A 15516-nucleotide genomic window follows, 5' to 3' on the forward strand; every position below is an offset into this window, starting at 1 on the left:
TCGCGGGGTCCGCGGGGTCGGGCGGTGCCCCTGAAGTGGCAGCTCGGCGGGTCAGGCGGAGAGGCGCTGGTCGCGCACCTTCGCCCAGGCGAGCGAGTCGGCGATGCCCTGCTCGAGGCTGCGCTCGGCGCGCCAGTCGAGCAGGTCGGCCGCGCGCTGCGAGCGGGTGTAGCAGCCGGCGACGTCGCCCGGGCGCGGGCCCGACTCGGTGACCTGCATCGGCTCGCCGGTGACCTGCTCGAACGCGGTGACCAGCTGGCGCACCGTGGTGCCGTGGCCGGTGCCCAGGTTGATGACGCCGTGCCCGGTGCCGCCGACCACCGAGTCGAAGCGCAGCAGGCCCTCGACGTGCGCGAGGGCGAGGTCCCACACGTGCACGTAGTCGCGGATGCCGGTGCCGTCGGGCGTGGGCCAGTCGGTGCCGGTGATGGTGAACGGCTCGCCCGCCTCGTAGCACTGGATGAGCTTGCCCAGCGCGTGCGAGGGGTAGCGGATCTGCAGGCCGGTGCGCATCTGCGGGTCGCAGCCGATGGGGTTGAAGTAGCGCAGCGACAGCACCTGCAGCGCGCCGGTCGCCGCGACGTCCTCGAAGAGCATCTCGTCGACGAGCTTGGTGCGGGCGTAGGGGCTGGACGCCGCGAGCGGCGAGGTCTCGTCGACCGTGAGGTCGTCGCTGGGTGCGTAGATCGACGCCGACGAGCTGAACAGCAGCCGGTGGACGCCGAGGTCGATGAGCGTGCGCACCATCGTGAGCGTCTTCGACACGTTGTTCTCGTAGTAGTCGAGGGGCTGCTCGACCGACTCGGGCACCACGATGTGCGCGCCGCAGTGCACGACGGCGTCGATGTCGGGGTGGTTCGCGACCACCTTCTCCAGCGCCACCGGGTCGCCGAGGTCGCCCTCGACGAAGTGCCGACCCTCGGTGAACTCGACCCGGCCCTTCGACAGGTCGTCGAGCACGACCACCTCGATGCCCCGGTCGAGGCACGCCGAGCCGATCGTGCTGCCGATGAAGCCGGCCCCGCCGGTGATGAGGATCTTCATGCCGGTCAGGCTAGCGATGCGCCACCGACCACGTCGTGCGCACACCGTGCGGACCCTGTGCGCACTAGGTTGCGGCCATGCGGATCGCCGTCGTCGCCGAGCGCCGGCCCGGTGAGCGGCGGGTCGCGGCGCTGCCGGCGACCGTCGCGCCCCTGGTGCGAGCCGGGCACGAGGTGGTCGTGGCGTCCGGCGCGGGCGTCGCGGCCCTCGCGGGCGACGACGCCTACCGGGCCGCCGGCGCCACCGTGGTCGACGGCGACGTGCTGACCGGGGCCGACGTCGTGCTGCACGTGCGGCCGCTGCTGCCCGCGGACGCCGGGGCGCTGCGACCGGGCGCGGTGACGATCGGGTTCGCCTCGCCGGCCACGGAGCCGGACGGCGTGCGGGCGCTGCGCGACGCGGGTGCCACGTCGTTCGCGATGGAGCTCGTGCCGCGCATCTCGCGCGCGCAGTCGATGGACGCGCTCACCTCGCAGTCGCTCGTCACCGGCTACCGGTGCGTGCTCGAGGCGGCGGTGCGGCTGCCGCGGTTCTTCCCGCTCTTCATGACCGCTGCCGGCACCGTGCCGCCCGCGACGGTGCTGGTGCTCGGGGCCGGGGTGGCCGGGCTGCAGGCGATCGCGACGGCGAAGCGGCTGGGCGCCGTGGTGCAGGCCTACGACGTGCGCCCGTCGTCCGCCGACGAGGTGCGCTCGATGGGCGCGACGTTCCTCGACCTGGGCCTCGAGGTGCTGGAGGGCAGCGGCGGCTACGCCCGCGAGCTCGGCGAGGACCGCGCGCAGCGGCAGCGCGAGGCCCTGGCGCCGTACGTCGCGAAGGCCGACGCGCTCATCACGACGGCGGCCGTGCCGGGCCGGCAGGCGCCGCTGCTGGTCACCAGCGACATGGTCGAGGCGATGGGCCCGGGCTCGGTGGTGGTCGACCTCGCGGCCGAGAGCGGCGGCAACGTGCAGGGCGTCGTCGCCGGCGAGACGCGGCAGGTGCGGCACGCGACCGTCGTCGGCCTGCAGGACGCGGCGTCGGCGATGCCGGCCGACGCCAGCCGGCTCTACGCGAAGAACGTGGCGAACCTGCTGGCGCTGCTGCTCGACGACGCCGGCGCGCTGGCGCTCGACCTCGACGACGAGATCGTCGACGCGGCCTGCCTGACCCACGCGGGTGCCGTGCGGCACGCGCCGACCCGGCTGCAGCTGGAGGGGACGACGTGACGGCGACCGCCTGGCTCACCGTGTTCGTGCTGGCGGTCTTCGTCGGCTTCGAGGTCGTCGCCAAGGTCTCCTCGACCCTGCACACGCCGTTGATGAGCGGCGCCAACGCGATCCACGGCGTCGTGCTGGTCGGGGCGGTGCTCGTGACGGGGCGCACCGAGACCACGGCCGGCCTGGTGCTCGGGCTGGTGGCGGTCGTGCTCGCGACCGTCAACCTGGTCGGCGGGTTCGTCGTCACCGACCGGATGCTGGAGATGTTCCGCGGTCGCGAGGGACGCCGGTGAGCGTGCTCTCGCCGACCTGGGCCGACGTCGGGTACCTGGTCGCCGCCGTCTGCTTCGTGCTGGCCCTCAAGGGGTTGTCGTCGCCGCGCACCGCCCGCCGCGGCAACCTGGTCGGTGCCGCCGGGGCCGTGATCGGGCTGCTCGTCGCGTTCCTCTCGGCCGACCTCGACCACCTGGTGCCGATCCTCGTCGCGATCGCCGTCGGCGTGCTGGTCGGCGTGCCGGCCGCCCGTCGCGTCGCGATGACGCAGATGCCCCAGCTCGTCGCGCTGTTCAACGGCGTCGGCGGCGCCGCGGCAGCGCTCGTCGCCGGGCTCGAGCTGCGCGCGCCGGTGGCCGTCGGGTGGACGGCGTACCGCGACTACCTGCCGCAGGAGCAGGGCCTCTTCGTCCTCGACCCGCCCGTCGTCCCCGCTGCGCTCGGGTGGATCGCCCTCGCGGCGGGCGTCTTCACCGTGCTGGTGGGCTGCGTCTCGTTCGCCGGGTCACTGGTCACCTTCGCCAAGCTGCAGGAGCTGATGACGACTCGGCCGGTCGTGCTGCGCGGCGGTCGGTTCCTGCTCGGCGGCACCCTGGCGCTGGCCGTCGCCCTCGCCGTCCTGCTGGTCGTGACCAGCCACGACGGCCTGCCGCCGGCCCTGGTGCTGGTGGCCCTCGCCGTCCTCGCCCTGGTGGTCGGCGTGCTGTTCGTGCTGCCGGTGGGCGGCGCCGACGTGCCGATCGTCATCTCGTTGCTGAACGCGTTCACCGGGTTGAGCGTCGCGGCGTCGGGGTACGTGCTGCAGAACACCCTGCTGCTGGTGGCCGGCACGCTGGTCGGGGCGAGCGGCACGATCCTCACCCGGCTGATGGCGCAGGCGATGGGGCGACCGCTGACGGCGACGCTGTTCGGCGCGTTCACGGCGACGTCCGGCGGGCCGACGTCCGGTCAGGAGTCGCGGCCGGTGCGCAGCGGCACGCCGGACGACGTGGCGGTGCTGCTCGGCTACGCGCGCAAGGTGGTGATCGTGCCCGGGTACGGCCTGGCGGTGGCGCAGGCGCAGCACACGATCCGCGAGCTGGCCGAGCTGCTGGAGGCGCGCGGCACCGAGGTGGTCTACGGCATCCACCCGGTCGCGGGGCGCATGCCGGGGCACATGAACGTGCTGCTCGCCGAGGCGAACGTGCCGTACGAGTCGCTGCGCGAGATGGACGACGTGAACCCCGAGCTGCGCACCACCGACGTCGCGCTGGTGGTCGGGGCCAACGACGTGGTGAACCCGGCGGCGAAGACGACCCCGGGGGCGCCGATCTACGGCATGCCGATCCTCGAGGTCGACCAGGCGCAGCAGGTGGTGTTCCTCAAGCGCTCGATGCGGCCGGGGTTCGCGGGCATCGACAACGAGCTGCTGCACGACCCGCGCACCACGCTGCTGTTCGGCGACGCCAAGGAGAGCCTGGCCAGAGTCGTGGCGGCGGTGAAGGCGCTCTAGGGTTCTGCGCGTGGCCGACCTCGTGTACCCGCCCGTCATCGGCGCACTGAAGACCTACTTCGCCCTGACCGGCATGAAGGTGCACGTGCACGGCGCGGAGCACATCCCCGCGCAGGGGCCGGCGGTGATCGCCAGCACCCACACCAGCTACCTCGACTTCGTCTTCGCCGGGCTGGCCGGCGTCCACGTCGGGCGGCTGACCCGGTTCATGGCGAAGGAGTCGGTGTTCACCAACCGGGTCAGCGGGCCGCTGATGCGCGGCATGCACCACATCTCGGTCGACCGGCAGGCCGGGTCGGCGTCGTTCCGGGCGGCGCTGACGGCGCTGAAGCAGGGTGAGGTCGTCGGCATCTTCCCGGAGGCGACGATCAGCCGGTCGTTCACCGTGAAGGAGCTGAAGTCCGGCGCCGTCCGGATGGCGCAGGTCGGCAAGGCGCCGCTCGTGCCGGTGGCGGTCTGGGGCGGTCAGCGGCTGATGACGAAGGGGCGGCCGCCGAAGCTCGCGCAGCGCGGCCGCAGCATCCTGATCAACGTCGGCGCGCCCATCGACGTCCCGCGGTCGGTCGACGGCGACGAGCTGACCGCCCTGCTGCGCACCCGCATGCAGGAGCTGCTCGACGACGCACAGGCCCGGACGCCGGACCAGCCCCGGCCGGGGGAGGACGCCTGGTGGCACCCGGCGCACCTGGGCGGCACCGCGCCCACCCCGGCCGAGGCCGCAGCCATGGACGCCTCGGACCGTGAGGACCGGATCGCGCGCGGCGAGCCGTCCGAGGGCTGAGGCGGTCTCAGGCCCAGCTGACCGTCTGGTCGTGCTCGAGCCGCGGCAGCCGCGGGAACCACGCCTCGGGGCCGGGGTGGCCGATGTTCACGACGAGCTGGCTCTGCAGCCGGCCGCCCGGGAAGAACGCGGCGTCGACGCCGGCCCGGTCGAACCCCGCCATCGGGCCCGCGGCGAGCCCGACCGCGCGCACCGCGAGGATGAGGTAACCGGCCTGCAGCCAGGCGTTCTGCGACCCCATGCCGGCGCGCATCGCCTCGTCCTGCTCGAGCACGTCCTGCATCTCGGGACGGATCGGGAAGATCGTGGGGACGTGCTCGTGGAACCGGGTGTCGGTGGCCAGCACGGCCACGGCCGGCGCGGCGGCGGTCTTCTCCTTGTTGCCGTCGGCCATCAGCTCGACGAGGCGCTCGCGGCCGGCGCCGGGGCGCACGAAGAGCACGCGCAGCGGCTGCATGTTCGCCGCCGTGGGCGCCCAGCGCGCGAGCTCCCACACGTCGCGCAGCTGCTCGTCGCTCACGGGCTCGTCGCTGAACGTGTTCGCGGTGCGGGCGTCGAGGAACAGCGCGGCGCGCGCCTCGTCGTCCAGGCGGTGCAGACGGTCGGTGCCGGCCTCGATGGTCATGGCTCTCCTGTTCGATGCTGCTACGAAGTCATGGGTTGCTTCGAAAAAGAAAGTAGCATGCCCCAGGCGAGTGCGGGAGTAGAGTCATGGGGTGGACGAGGCGACCGGGGTGGCCCAGCTGGCCGAGCAGGCGCACGACCCGCGCGCCTGCGACGGAGCGCTCGCCCGTGCCTTCGGGTTCCTCGGCAAGCGCTGGAACGGCGTCATCCTGGGCACCCTGGGCAGCGGCCCGCTCGGCTTCAGCGACCTGCGCCGCGCCGTGCAGGGCATCAGCGACTCGGTGCTCAGCGACCGGCTCTCCGAGCTCGCCCGCGCCGGCCTCGTGCAGCGCGACGTCGAGCCCGGGCCCCCGGTGTCGGTCGGCTACCGGCTCACCGACGCCGGCCGGGCCCTGCTGCCGGCGCTCGCCGAGCTGACCACCTGGGCCCGCGAGAACCTCACCGACTGCTAGCTAGTCGTCGTCCCGCGAGGCGCGCGAGCGCCGTCGGCGCGACGACATCAGGCCGTGCTCGCCGAACAGCTCGTTCGACAGCGCCGCGAACAGCGTCTCGGACCGGGCGAGGTACCTGATGTTGCGCAGCGCCTGGTCCTGGCCGGCCGACTCGAACACGAACTCGCCGTAGCGCAGCACCTGGCCGACCAGCGAGACGTTGTACGACATGTCGGTGACCTTGGCGAGCGGCATCACCGCGACCCGCCGGTTGAAGAACCCGTACCGCAGCAGCAGCCGCTCGTCGGTCACCACGAACCAGTCGTGCCACCACTCCCACAGGTGCCACAGCGCCCGCGCCACGAGCAGCAGCGCGACCAGCGCGCACGCGTTGGTGACGGCACGGGCCGAGTCGCCCAGCCGCGCCACGACGAACGACGTCAGCGCCAGGCCGACGACGGCGCTCGCGACCGGCTCGAAGACGACTGCCCAGTGCCGACGGGTGACGATGACCGGCCGCTCACCGGCCAGCAGGTAGCGCTGCATCTGCGCCAGGCCCTCGTCGGACACCTCCGACACGGCGGGTCAGTCCGACTGCAGGAGGGCGTCGAAGAAGCGCCCGATCGCGTGCAGGCCCTCGACGATGCCGTCCCACGCGCTGCGCACGATGCTCGCGGCCTGGTCGGGCGACTTGAACAGCGCGTAGAGGAAGAACGCGACGACGAGGATCAGCAGCGGCTTCTTCAGCTTGCCCACGCGCGCACCTCCCGACCGGTCGAGGGCTTGCCGGACGGCACGCCACCGCGCGCCATCCTGCCCTGCCCGAGGCGGTGACCCGGGCAGGCGCGCCGCGGCGGCGTGTCCCGCGGGTCAGACCACGCCGTACAGCCGGTCGCCGGCGTCACCGAGGCCCGGCACGATGTAGCCGAGCTCGTTCAGCCGCTCGTCGACGGCGGCCGTGACGACCGACACCGGCACGTCGAGCCCCTCGAGGTCGCGCTCGAGCCGCTCGATGCCCTCGGGCGCGCTGAGCAGGCAGATCGCCGTGATGTCGTCGGCGCCGCGCTCGACGAGGAACCGGATCGCCGCGGCCAGCGTGCCGCCCGTGGCCAGCATCGGGTCGAGCACGTAGCACTGGCGGCCGTGCAGGTCGTCGGGCAGCCGGGTGGCGTACGTCGTCGCCGTCAGCGTCTGCTCGTCGCGGACCATGCCGAGGAAGCCCACCTCGGCCGTCGGCAGCAGCCGCACCATGCCGTCGAGCATGCCGAGGCCGGCGCGCAGGATCGGCACCACGAGCGGCTTCGGGCTGCTGAGCCGCACGCCGGTGGCCGGCGACACCGGCGTCCGCACCTCGACCGGCACGACGCGGACGTCGCGGGTGGCCTCGTAGGCCAGCAGCGTCACCAGCTCGTCGGCCAGCCGCCGGAAGGTCGGCGAGTCGGTGCGCTCGTCGCGCAGGGTGGTCAGCTTGTGGGCGACCAGCGGGTGGTCGGCGACGTGCACGCGCATGGCCGCGAACCTATCGCCAACCCGGCTCGGCGGTGGGTGCGGCCGGTCCGCCGTTCGTGCCACCATGACCGCCGTGTCGTACTTCTCCGCGGTCATCGGGCGCCAGGGCGGCGGCTGGCGAGCCCTCGACGTCGACGTCGAGGAGGTCGAGTCGCTCGACGAGCTGGCCGAGCACATGCGTTCGGCGGCGCACGCCGACGGGCCGGTCGTCGCCGTCCTCGAGCGCGAGGACGAGTGGTTCGCGCTGGTGCGCGCCGACGCCGGGTCGTCGGAGGACCACCGGGTGTTCGTGAGCGACCTCGACGCCGCCGAGCGCAGCCAGTTCGCCGAGCTGCTCGCCCCCGTGCGCGACCTCGACGACGACGCCTTCGCTGCGCTGCGTCGTCCGGCCCCCAAGGCCACCGACGACGAGGACGACGACGAGCTGGTGGTCGTGGACGACGACGAGGACGACGCCCCCGCCGTCGCCGACGACGACCCCGTGGACCCGCCGTCGGCGTGGGCCGGCGACCCCAGCCTGCTCGAGGACCTCGGCGTCAGCCCCCGCGAGCTGGTCGACCTCGTCGTCGAGTCGGTCGACGACCCCGGCACGGTGCTGGCCGACGTCGGCGAGCGCTGCGGCTTCGACGACCAGCTCGACGCGCTGCGCTGAGGTGAGCGGGCTGACCGTCGCGCCGGACGACGCGGCGCGCATGGGCCTCGCCCTCGACGAGGCCCGGGCCTGCCTGGCCACCGGCGACGTGCCGGTCGGCTGCGTGATCGTCGGCCCGGACGGCGAGGTGCTCGGCGCCGGCCGCAACCGCCGCGAGGCCGACCACGACCCGACCGCCCACGCCGAGGTGCTCGCCCTGCGCGCGGCGTCCGCGTCGCTCGGCAGCTGGCGCCTCGACGGCTGCACCCTCTACGTCACCCTCGAGCCCTGCCCCATGTGCGCCGGAGCCATCGTGCTCTCGCGCCTCGACCGCGTCGTCCTCGGCGCCTGGGACGACAAGGCCGGCGCCACCGGCACCGTCTGGGACCTCGTCCGCGACCGCCGCGTCAACCACCGCGTGGAGGTCGTCGGCGGCGTCCGCGAGGGCGAGTGCGCCGCCCTCCTGCTCGATTTCTTCGCCGGCCGCCGCGACCGGTAGAGTCTCCGGCGGTGGCGTGTCCGAGCGGCCTAAGGAGCACGCCTCGAAAGCGTGTGTGGGGGAGACTCCACCGTGGGTTCAAATCCCACCGCCACCGCCAGCAGTGAGCACGACCGGAGCCCCTCGACCGCAGAAGCGGCGAGGGGCTCTGTCGCGTGCAGTCTCGGTTTCAGGCCAGGTACATCACATCGTGGACACCCTGCCGGCGTACTGGCACGGGTACAGGGTGCACTCGTGTGCGAGATTGCGATCGGGCCTACAGCTCGAGCTCGCCGACGCGCTCATCTCCGCTCATTTCCCCAGTGGGTGAGAAGCCCAGCCCCAGGTAGAAGCGCTCGGGGCTGCCATCTCCGACGTGCCAGGTCGTCGTGAGACGAGGAATGCCACGGCGGCGGAGCTCGGCGGCGACGGCGGCGACGGCATACCGGCCATGGCCACGCCGCTGGTGTGCTGCGGCGATGCTGAGCCGCCACAGCCCGGACCGGAGGTCGGGCTCGGACGTAGCAAGGGCGTGGTTGAAATCGAAGTCGAAAAACGCCATGAGGAAACCGACCGCTCGCCCCTCGCACCGGATCACCCGTGGCCAGGCGCGCTCCCTGAACGCGTATGCCTCCGCCAGGGACTTCGCGACGGGCGCCACCGCACGTCTCTGGTCATCTCGAACCTCGATGCCCAGCGCATCACCGATGTTCTCCGGCGTGATCTCCTCGAGCGACCGCTCCACCGTCATGTCGATGAGCGTAGGTTCATGCCCGGTTCCACGAGCCGCCGCCTGGTCGGGTCGAGCGACGATCGATCGCGCTGCACCAGGTCGTGTTCTCGGGACAGTCGAGCGCATGCGGTGTGCCGTGCTCGAGCTGCCCCGTGCGGATCGTTCCGAGACCCGTCCCAGTTTGCGTGGTGCGAAACCCGGGCCGCGGGACGGCTGTTGGAACGCCGTTCGGTGGAGAAGCCGAACACGCAGCTCGTCATCTCCAGCCGGTCGGCCCGCGGGCGTCGCCCTGGGGCTGCAGCGTCCGAGTTCGGTAGGCGCAGTCTCATCGTCGGTCCCATTCGCCGACGTCCGGCGCTGTCCGCGGCCGTGCGCATCGCCGGCGCTGCGTCGTGCTCCGGCTCTGGTTCACCTCGCAGGCACCATCGCCCGTGGCCTCGCTGCGTCCGAGATCGGGGTGCGCGGTCTCGTCGTCGGTCCCATTCGCTGATGTCCGACGCTGCTCGCGTTGCGCCGCGGCGCAGGCCGGGTGGCGGGACGGCGGGCGGCGAGCGGACGGCGGGTGAACGCGGAGCCGCGCACGTCCAGGTGTCCGCACCGGACGTCGACGCGAGGACGTGCCCTGGTCTCGCCTCGTGGTCGCCGTCGCCGTCACCGTGTGCGCCCTGCTGGCGCCGGGCGGAGGCGGAGCGGAGGACGTGGACCCGGCGGTGCGGGTCGCTGCGCCGCTGCCCGCCGGAGCCGACGGCGTGCTGAGCGTGCGGGTGCCGCACGCCCTGCTCGGCCCGACGTCGGGTCTGCCGAGGGCCGTGGCGGTGGGGGCGGGCGCGCACTTCGAGGTGCTGGTGTGGGTGGCGGGAGGTGAGGAGCGCCCGCGGCTCACGACCGTCGCGCACGGGGGCACCCTGCGCTGCTCGGGGAACGTGCGCGCTGGGCGCACCACCACCGTCGCCTGCACCCTGCGCCCGCGTCAGGGCGCGAGCAGGGTGGACGCGGCGCTCGTCGTGGCGTCGGGGAGAGCCGGCACGGTGCTGCCGCTGCCCGCCGTCCGGGTGACATCGGGGTAGGCGCTTCGCGCGCTGTGTCCGGAGCGGGGCGAACGGTCACCCGACCACCGTCCGGCGTTCGCCCTCACGATGCGCTGCGGCACAGGTCGAGGTCGAACAGTGACTCGGCCCTGCTCTGCGGCCAGTGGGCGGCACGAGGAGGACTGACGGCGTGGCGACCTCGCGTCTGGTGGTGGTGCCGGCGGTGCTGGTCGACGACGGCACCGGGAGCACCTGGCGACTCACCCCGCACGGGCCGAGCAGTCGCGACGAGCCGCTGAGCGTCGGGTGGCGGCTCGTGGCCAGCAACCACCGCGAGCTCGGTCGAGGGACCTCCGGGCACGGCGTGGGTGAGCTGCTCGACTGGCTGGCATCGCTGCAGCGCAGCTGCCACGGGTTCGAGCCCGTCGTGGCGACCCGCCCCGAGCGGCCGGGGTGGGCGTGGCGCGCAGTGCTCGACGGGGTGCTGGTCGCGACCTCCGGACGCACCTACCAGCGACAGCGCGAAGCCGCCTACAGCTACCAGCAGTTCGCCGTGCACCTGCCGGCAGCGGTGGTCGACGACCGCCTGCTGCAGCAGGTGCTCCGTGGCCGCACCCGTCGTCGCGCGTCGGGTGTCCGGTGATGCCGCCGGTGCCCGGCTCGCGGCGGTGTGGCCCGCACGTCCGAGTCGGACGTCTTCTTCACCCTGGCCACGTCCGGCGTTCGCGGTGCGGTGCAGCGCCGGACGTGCCGCCTCGTGACGGTTCTCCAGGCGCCGCACCCGGCGTCCGCCACCCCCACCCGAGAGGCCGCTCGTGACCCTCACCACCACCGGCACGCCGCGGCAGCCCGAGACGGCGGACGCGGGTCAGCCGCGCGGGGCCGAGCTGGACGCCGTGGACGTGTCGGCCTGGTTCGGCAGCAACCAGGTGCTCGACCGGGTCAGCCTGACGATGCCGCCCGCCACCGTGACGGCGCTCATCGGGCCGTCGGGCTGCGGCAAGTCGACGTTCCTGCGGATCCTCAACCGGATGCACGAGTCGAACCCGGCGGCTGCGATGGCCGGCGAGGTGCGGCTCGACGGTACCGACGTCTACACGCCGCAGCTGCGGATCACCGACGTCCGCAAGCGCATCGGCATGGTCTTCCAGAAGCCGAACCCGTTCCCGGCCATGTCGATCGCCGAGAACGTCACCGCCGGCCTGAAGCTGACCGGCACCCGCGCCTCCCGCCGCGAGAAGCAGGAGCTCGTCGAGCGCTGCCTGATCCGCGGGGGGCTGTGGAACGAGGTCAAGGACCGCCTCGGCGAGCCCGGCGGGGCGCTGTCCGGTGGTCAGCAGCAGCGGCTGTGCATCGCCCGTTCGCTGGCGGTCGAGCCGGACGTGCTGCTCATGGACGAGCCCTGCTCGGCCCTCGACCCGACGTCGACCCGCCGCGTGGAGGAGACGATCGCGCTGCTGCGCGACGAGATCACCGTCGTGATCGTCACCCACAACATGCAGCAGGCCGCGCGGGTCTCGCAGCAGTGCGCGTTCTTCCTGGCCGAGCAGGGCGCGCCCGGCGGCATCGTCGAGGCCGGCCCGACGGAGCGGGTCTTCGGCTCACCGGTCGACCAGCGCACCGCCGACTACGTGAACGGCCGCTTCGGGTGACCGCGGCCGACACCGAGGTGCTGGCGATCCCGCTGCCGCCGCAGACCCCACGACGTCTGACTCCGGGCCGGACGCCGGGTGACCTGGTCTTCCGGCACGGCACCCGGGCCATCGGCGTGCTGGTGCTGGTGATCACCGGCTCGATCGGCCTGTTCCTCGGACTGCAGTCGGTGCCGACTCTGCGCCACTACGGCCTGAGCTTCTTCACCGAGACGGACTGGCAGCCCGAGCGCGACGTGCTGGGCATCGCCGCGGTGCTGCTCGGCACGGTCGAGGTCGCGGTCGTCGCGCTGGCGATCGCCTTCCCGCTCGCCCTCGCCAGCGCGCTGTTCATCACCGAGTACGCCCCGCCGCGGCTGCGCGCCACGCTGGTGTCGCTGGTCGACCTCATGGCGGCGGTGCCGAGCATCATCTGGGGACTGTGGGGTTTCTTCCTCGTGCAGCCGCACGCGCTGCACGTCGCCCGGTTCCTGCACACCTACCTCGGCTGGATCCCGTTCTTCGACGTCGGCACCGATCCCCGGGCGGCTGCCTGGGCGCAGACCCGGTACACCGCATCGGTCTTCGTCGCCGCGATCGCCGTCGCGATGATGGTGCTGCCGATGGCCTGCGCCGTCATGCGCGGCGTGTTCGCGCAGGCTCCGGCCGGTGAGCGCGAGGCCGCGCTGGCCCTCGGCGGCACCCGCTGGGGCGCGATCCGGGCGGTGGTGCTGCCGTTCGGCCAGGGCGGCGTCATCGGCGGCACGATGCTCGCCCTGGGTCGCGCGCTCGGCGAGACCATCGCCGTCGTCCTGATCATCTCCCCGGCCTTCGAGCTGAAGGTGCGGGTCCTCGAGATCGGCACCGAGACCATCTCCGCCCTCATCGCCGGCCGGTTCGGCGAGGCGTCGACCGGGCAGCTGTCGGCGCTGCTGACCGCCGGCTTCGTGCTCTTCCTCATCACCCTGGCGACGAACACCGCCGCCGCCGTCCTCGTCAGCCGCAGCCGCAGCGGCGCCGCCACGGAGATCTGATGACCGTCACCACGCGGCCCCCGGACGCACCGCCGGTCGCAACCCGCCGTCGGCCCCGACGACCGCTGCAGCCCGGCACCGGTGGGCCCGGCCGCACCCAGCCGGACGCCGTCCCCGCCCGACAGCAGCCCCGGCCGGTCGGCCGGCGCGGGGTCGACGACGTCGCCTCGCTCGTCGGCGCGCTCGCCGGGTCGCTGGGCCTGACCTGGGTGGTGTTCAGCTACCTGCTGCCGCTGCAGGGCAAGCTCGGCTTCGTCGTCTGCTGGTACCTGTCGTTCCTCGGGCTGTACGCGCTGGTGACGGCGCTCGCGCACCCCCGGCCGATCGTGCTCGACCGGCTGATGTCGGCCGTCGTCACCGGCGGCGCGCTGATCGTGTTCGTCGCGCTGGTCAGCTCCGTGGTGTTCACGTTCGCCCGCGGCGTGCCGGCGCTGGTGCACCCGAACTTCTACGCCCACGACATGGCCGGCGTGCGGCCGCTCGACCCGCTGGCTCGGGGCGGCGTGCTGCACGCGGTCACCGGGTCGCTCATCGAGATCGGCATCGCTGTCGCGGTGACGCTGCCGCTGGGGCTCGGCACCGCCGTCTACCTCTCGGAGGTCGGCGGCCGCACCGCACGGATCGTGCGCACCGTGGTCGAGGCGATGACGGCGCTGCCGTCCATCGTGGCCGGCCTGTTCGTCTACACGGTGCTGCTGGTCACGCTGCACTTCCCGCCGACCGGGTTCACGGCGTCGATGGCGATCAGCGTCATGATGCTGCCGATCATCGCGCGCGCCGCCGACGTCAGCCTGCGCGTCGTACCCGGCGGTCTGCGGGAGGCCAGCCTGGCGCTGGGCGCCTCGCAGTGGCAGACGACCTGGCGCGTGGTGCTACCCACCGCACGGCCCGGTCTTGCCACCGCGCTCATCCTCGGGATCGCCCGCGGCGTCGGCGAGACCTCACCGGTGCTGCTGACCTCCGGAGCGAGCACCTTCTTCAACGCCGACCCGCTGCACCAGCCAATGAACTCGTTGCCGCTGTTCGTCTTCTCCGCCGTGCGCAGCGGCCAGAACGCCTTCATCGCCCGCGGGTTCGGCGCCGCCAGCGTCCTGCTCGCGCTCGTGCTCGCCCTCTTCGTCGTCACCCGCGTGCTCGCCCGTCAGCGCAAGGGCCGCTGACGTGCAGCGCACGACCTCACCGCACCGCCCGAGAGGAACCACCATGCGACCCCCAGGCCGGCTGCGCGCCGCCCTCCTGCTGACCGCCGCCCTCGGTGCGTTGGCGGCCACCACCGCCGCGCCCGCGCAGGCGAAGGTGCACGCCCCGGTCAACGGCTCCGGATCGAGCTGGTCGTCGAACGCCGTGAACCAGTGGATCGCCGACGTCACGCCGAGCGGTCTCAAGGTCACCTTCACCGCGAACGGCTCGGCCACCGGCCGCAAGAACTTCGCCTTCAAGACCACCGACTTCGCGTTGTCCGACATCGGGTTCCAGGGGTCGGACTCGGTGACGGGCGAGGCCGACACCAGCAACGGACGCGCCTTCGCCTACCTGCCGATCGTGGCCGGCGGCACGTCGTTCCCGTACCAGATCCGGGTCGGCACCAAGAAGGTGCGCGACCTGCGGCTGTCGAGCAGCACGCTGGCGAAGATCTTCACGAACCAGATCACCAACTGGAACGACCCGGCCGTCACGAAGGACAACAACGGCCGCCAGCTGCCGAGCCTGCCCATCATCCCGGTCGTGCACTCGGAGGGCTCGGGGTCGACCGCGCAGTTCACCCGCTACCTCGACACCGTCGAGCCCGGCACCTGGCGGCCGTTCCTCGGCCGCTCGGGCCTGACGGAGTACTACCCGCGCAAGGGCCAGGCGGTGGCGCAGAACGGGTCCGACGGCGTCATCAACTACATCAACTCGGCCGCGGCGAACGGTGCCATCGGATTCGACGAGTACTCGTACGCGCTGGCCAAGAACATGCCGGTGGCCAAGCTGCGGAACGCCGCGGGCTACTTCACCCTGCCGACGCAGTACAACGTGGCCGTCGCCCTGACGCAGGCGCAGATCAACACCGACAAGTCCTCGCCGAACTACCTGCTGCAGAACCTCGACCGCGTGTACACCTACCGCGACGTGCGCACGTACGCCCTGTCGTCCTACTCCTACATGATCATCCCGACCGCCGCGAACGACCAGACGATGACCACCGGCAAGCGTCAGACGCTCGCCGACTACCTCAAGTACTCGATCTGCGAGGGCCAGCGCGAGATGGGCCCGATCGGCTACTCGCCGCTGCCGATCAACCTGGTGCAGGCCAGCTTCGACCAGACGGCGAAGCTGAAGCAGGCCGACCCGGACGTCGACGTCGCCAGCAGCACCGTCTCGAGCTGCCGCAACCCGACGTTCGTGCCGGGGCAGCCCAAGCGCAACTACCTCGCGGAGATCGCTCCCAAGCCGCCGGCCTGCGACGAGGTCGGCGCCGGGCCGTGCAGCGGCAGCACCGCCGTCGCCATCGGCAACCCGGTCGGCGGCAAGGCACCCACCAGCGGCGGGTCCGCGCCCGCGGCCGGTGGTGGGACGACGGGTGGCGCTGCCGGCGGCGGCGCCTCGAGCGCCTCGGGCGGCTCCGGCGGCTCCGGAGCGGGTGGC

The 15516-nt window shown here is 73.0% G+C and carries 19 protein-coding genes and 1 tRNA gene; 14 read left to right on the forward strand and 6 right to left on the reverse strand.

Annotated elements, in window-relative coordinates:
- Window positions 1-51: 51 nt before the first annotated feature.
- Window positions 52-1044 (reverse strand): UDP-glucose 4-epimerase GalE, encoded by a 993-nt coding sequence (galE, locus tag ACYVI6_RS06515; protein ID WP_460445590.1) that lies wholly within the window; start codon window positions 1042-1044, stop codon window positions 52-54.
- 77 nt (window positions 1045-1121) lie between these two features.
- On the opposite strand from galE, the gene ACYVI6_RS06520 reads away from it, so the two are divergent.
- Genes ACYVI6_RS06520 through ACYVI6_RS06535 form a run of 4 tightly spaced genes read left to right on the forward strand, consistent with a single transcriptional unit; the run spans window position 1122 to window position 4789 of the window.
- Window positions 1122-2252, forward strand: coding sequence for an NAD(P) transhydrogenase subunit alpha (locus tag ACYVI6_RS06520; RefSeq protein WP_460445591.1), 1131 nt, complete (start codon window positions 1122-1124; stop codon window positions 2250-2252).
- Window positions 2249-2536, forward strand: a complete 288-nt coding sequence (locus ACYVI6_RS06525; RefSeq protein ID WP_460445592.1) for an NAD(P) transhydrogenase subunit alpha part 2 — start codon at window positions 2249-2251, stop codon at window positions 2534-2536. The genes ACYVI6_RS06520 and ACYVI6_RS06525 overlap by 4 nt, the downstream gene beginning before the upstream one ends.
- Complete coding sequence (locus ACYVI6_RS06530; protein WP_460445593.1) at window positions 2533-4008, forward strand: NAD(P)(+) transhydrogenase (Re/Si-specific) subunit beta; 1476 nt, start codon at window positions 2533-2535, stop codon at window positions 4006-4008. Before ACYVI6_RS06525 ends, ACYVI6_RS06530 begins: the two co-directional genes overlap by 4 nt.
- Window positions 4009-4018: 10 nt before the next feature.
- A complete protein-coding gene (locus tag ACYVI6_RS06535; protein ID WP_460445594.1) occupies window positions 4019-4789 on the forward strand; it encodes a lysophospholipid acyltransferase family protein in 771 nt (256 codons plus the stop codon).
- Between the two features lie 7 nt (window positions 4790-4796).
- Here the strand turns inward: ACYVI6_RS06535 and ACYVI6_RS06540 are convergent, their stop codons facing one another.
- A complete protein-coding gene (locus tag ACYVI6_RS06540; RefSeq protein ID WP_460445595.1) occupies window positions 4797-5414 on the reverse strand; it encodes a malonic semialdehyde reductase in 618 nt (205 codons plus the stop codon).
- A gap of 91 nt (window positions 5415-5505) precedes the next feature.
- Here ACYVI6_RS06540 and ACYVI6_RS06545 point away from each other — a divergent pair, with 91 nt between their 5' ends.
- A complete protein-coding gene (locus ACYVI6_RS06545) occupies window positions 5506-5865 on the forward strand; it encodes a winged helix-turn-helix transcriptional regulator (RefSeq protein WP_460445596.1) in 360 nt (119 codons plus the stop codon).
- Here the strand turns inward: ACYVI6_RS06545 and ACYVI6_RS06550 are convergent, their stop codons facing one another.
- The 3 genes from ACYVI6_RS06550 to upp all read right to left on the reverse strand — a co-directional run bounded on the left by ACYVI6_RS06550 (window position 5866) and on the right by upp (window position 7353).
- Window positions 5866-6423: a PH domain-containing protein gene (locus ACYVI6_RS06550; RefSeq protein WP_460445597.1), complete on the reverse strand. Its 558-nt coding sequence runs from the start codon at window positions 6421-6423 to the stop codon at window positions 5866-5868. It abuts the gene before it with no gap.
- Between the two features lie 6 nt (window positions 6424-6429).
- Window positions 6430-6600, reverse strand: a complete 171-nt coding sequence (locus ACYVI6_RS06555) for a hypothetical protein (RefSeq protein WP_460445598.1) — start codon at window positions 6598-6600, stop codon at window positions 6430-6432.
- Between the two features lie 114 nt (window positions 6601-6714).
- A complete protein-coding gene (gene upp, locus ACYVI6_RS06560) occupies window positions 6715-7353 on the reverse strand; it encodes a uracil phosphoribosyltransferase (protein WP_460445599.1) in 639 nt (212 codons plus the stop codon).
- A gap of 64 nt (window positions 7354-7417) precedes the next feature.
- Between upp and ACYVI6_RS06565 the strand changes: the two genes are divergently transcribed.
- The 3 genes from ACYVI6_RS06565 to ACYVI6_RS06575 all read left to right on the forward strand — a co-directional run bounded on the left by ACYVI6_RS06565 (window position 7418) and on the right by ACYVI6_RS06575 (window position 8583).
- A complete protein-coding gene (locus ACYVI6_RS06565) occupies window positions 7418-8005 on the forward strand; it encodes a tRNA adenosine deaminase-associated protein (protein ID WP_460445600.1) in 588 nt (195 codons plus the stop codon).
- A gap of 40 nt (window positions 8006-8045) precedes the next feature.
- Window positions 8046-8483 carry a tRNA adenosine(34) deaminase TadA gene (gene tadA / locus ACYVI6_RS06570; RefSeq protein WP_460445608.1) on the forward strand — a complete coding sequence of 146 codons (438 nt, stop codon included), beginning with the start codon at window positions 8046-8048 and terminating at the stop codon, window positions 8481-8483.
- Between the two features lie 10 nt (window positions 8484-8493).
- Window positions 8494-8583, forward strand: a tRNA-Ser gene (locus ACYVI6_RS06575).
- Window positions 8584-8739: 156 nt separating this feature from the next.
- Here ACYVI6_RS06575 and ACYVI6_RS06580 read toward each other — a convergent pair.
- Window positions 8740-9213 carry a GNAT family N-acetyltransferase gene (locus ACYVI6_RS06580; RefSeq protein ID WP_460445601.1) on the reverse strand — a complete coding sequence of 158 codons (474 nt, stop codon included), beginning with the start codon at window positions 9211-9213 and terminating at the stop codon, window positions 8740-8742.
- A gap of 599 nt (window positions 9214-9812) precedes the next feature.
- On the opposite strand from ACYVI6_RS06580, the gene ACYVI6_RS06585 reads away from it, so the two are divergent.
- From ACYVI6_RS06585 to ACYVI6_RS06610, 6 genes are all read left to right on the forward strand, one after another.
- Window positions 9813-10262 (forward strand): hypothetical protein, encoded by a 450-nt coding sequence (locus ACYVI6_RS06585; protein WP_284288622.1) that lies wholly within the window; start codon window positions 9813-9815, stop codon window positions 10260-10262.
- 151 nt (window positions 10263-10413) lie between these two features.
- Entirely contained in the window at window positions 10414-10866 is a 453-nt protein-coding gene (locus tag ACYVI6_RS06590; RefSeq protein ID WP_460445602.1) for a hypothetical protein, read from the forward strand.
- A 172-nt stretch (window positions 10867-11038) separates the two neighbouring features.
- On the forward strand, window positions 11039-11875 hold the full coding sequence (locus ACYVI6_RS06595; RefSeq protein WP_460445603.1) for a phosphate ABC transporter ATP-binding protein: 837 nt from the start codon (window positions 11039-11041) through the stop codon (window positions 11873-11875).
- Window positions 11872-12888: a phosphate ABC transporter permease subunit PstC gene (gene pstC, locus ACYVI6_RS06600; RefSeq protein WP_460445604.1), complete on the forward strand. Its 1017-nt coding sequence runs from the start codon at window positions 11872-11874 to the stop codon at window positions 12886-12888. The genes ACYVI6_RS06595 and pstC overlap by 4 nt, the downstream gene beginning before the upstream one ends.
- Window positions 12888-14048, forward strand: a complete 1161-nt coding sequence (gene pstA, locus ACYVI6_RS06605; RefSeq protein WP_460445605.1) for a phosphate ABC transporter permease PstA — start codon at window positions 12888-12890, stop codon at window positions 14046-14048. Before pstC ends, pstA begins: the two co-directional genes overlap by 1 nt.
- A 43-nt stretch (window positions 14049-14091) precedes the next feature.
- The coding region (locus tag ACYVI6_RS06610; protein WP_460445606.1) for a substrate-binding domain-containing protein at window positions 14092-15516 on the forward strand (1425 nt) is incomplete at its 3' end.

The organism is Angustibacter aerolatus (assembly GCF_054776675.1).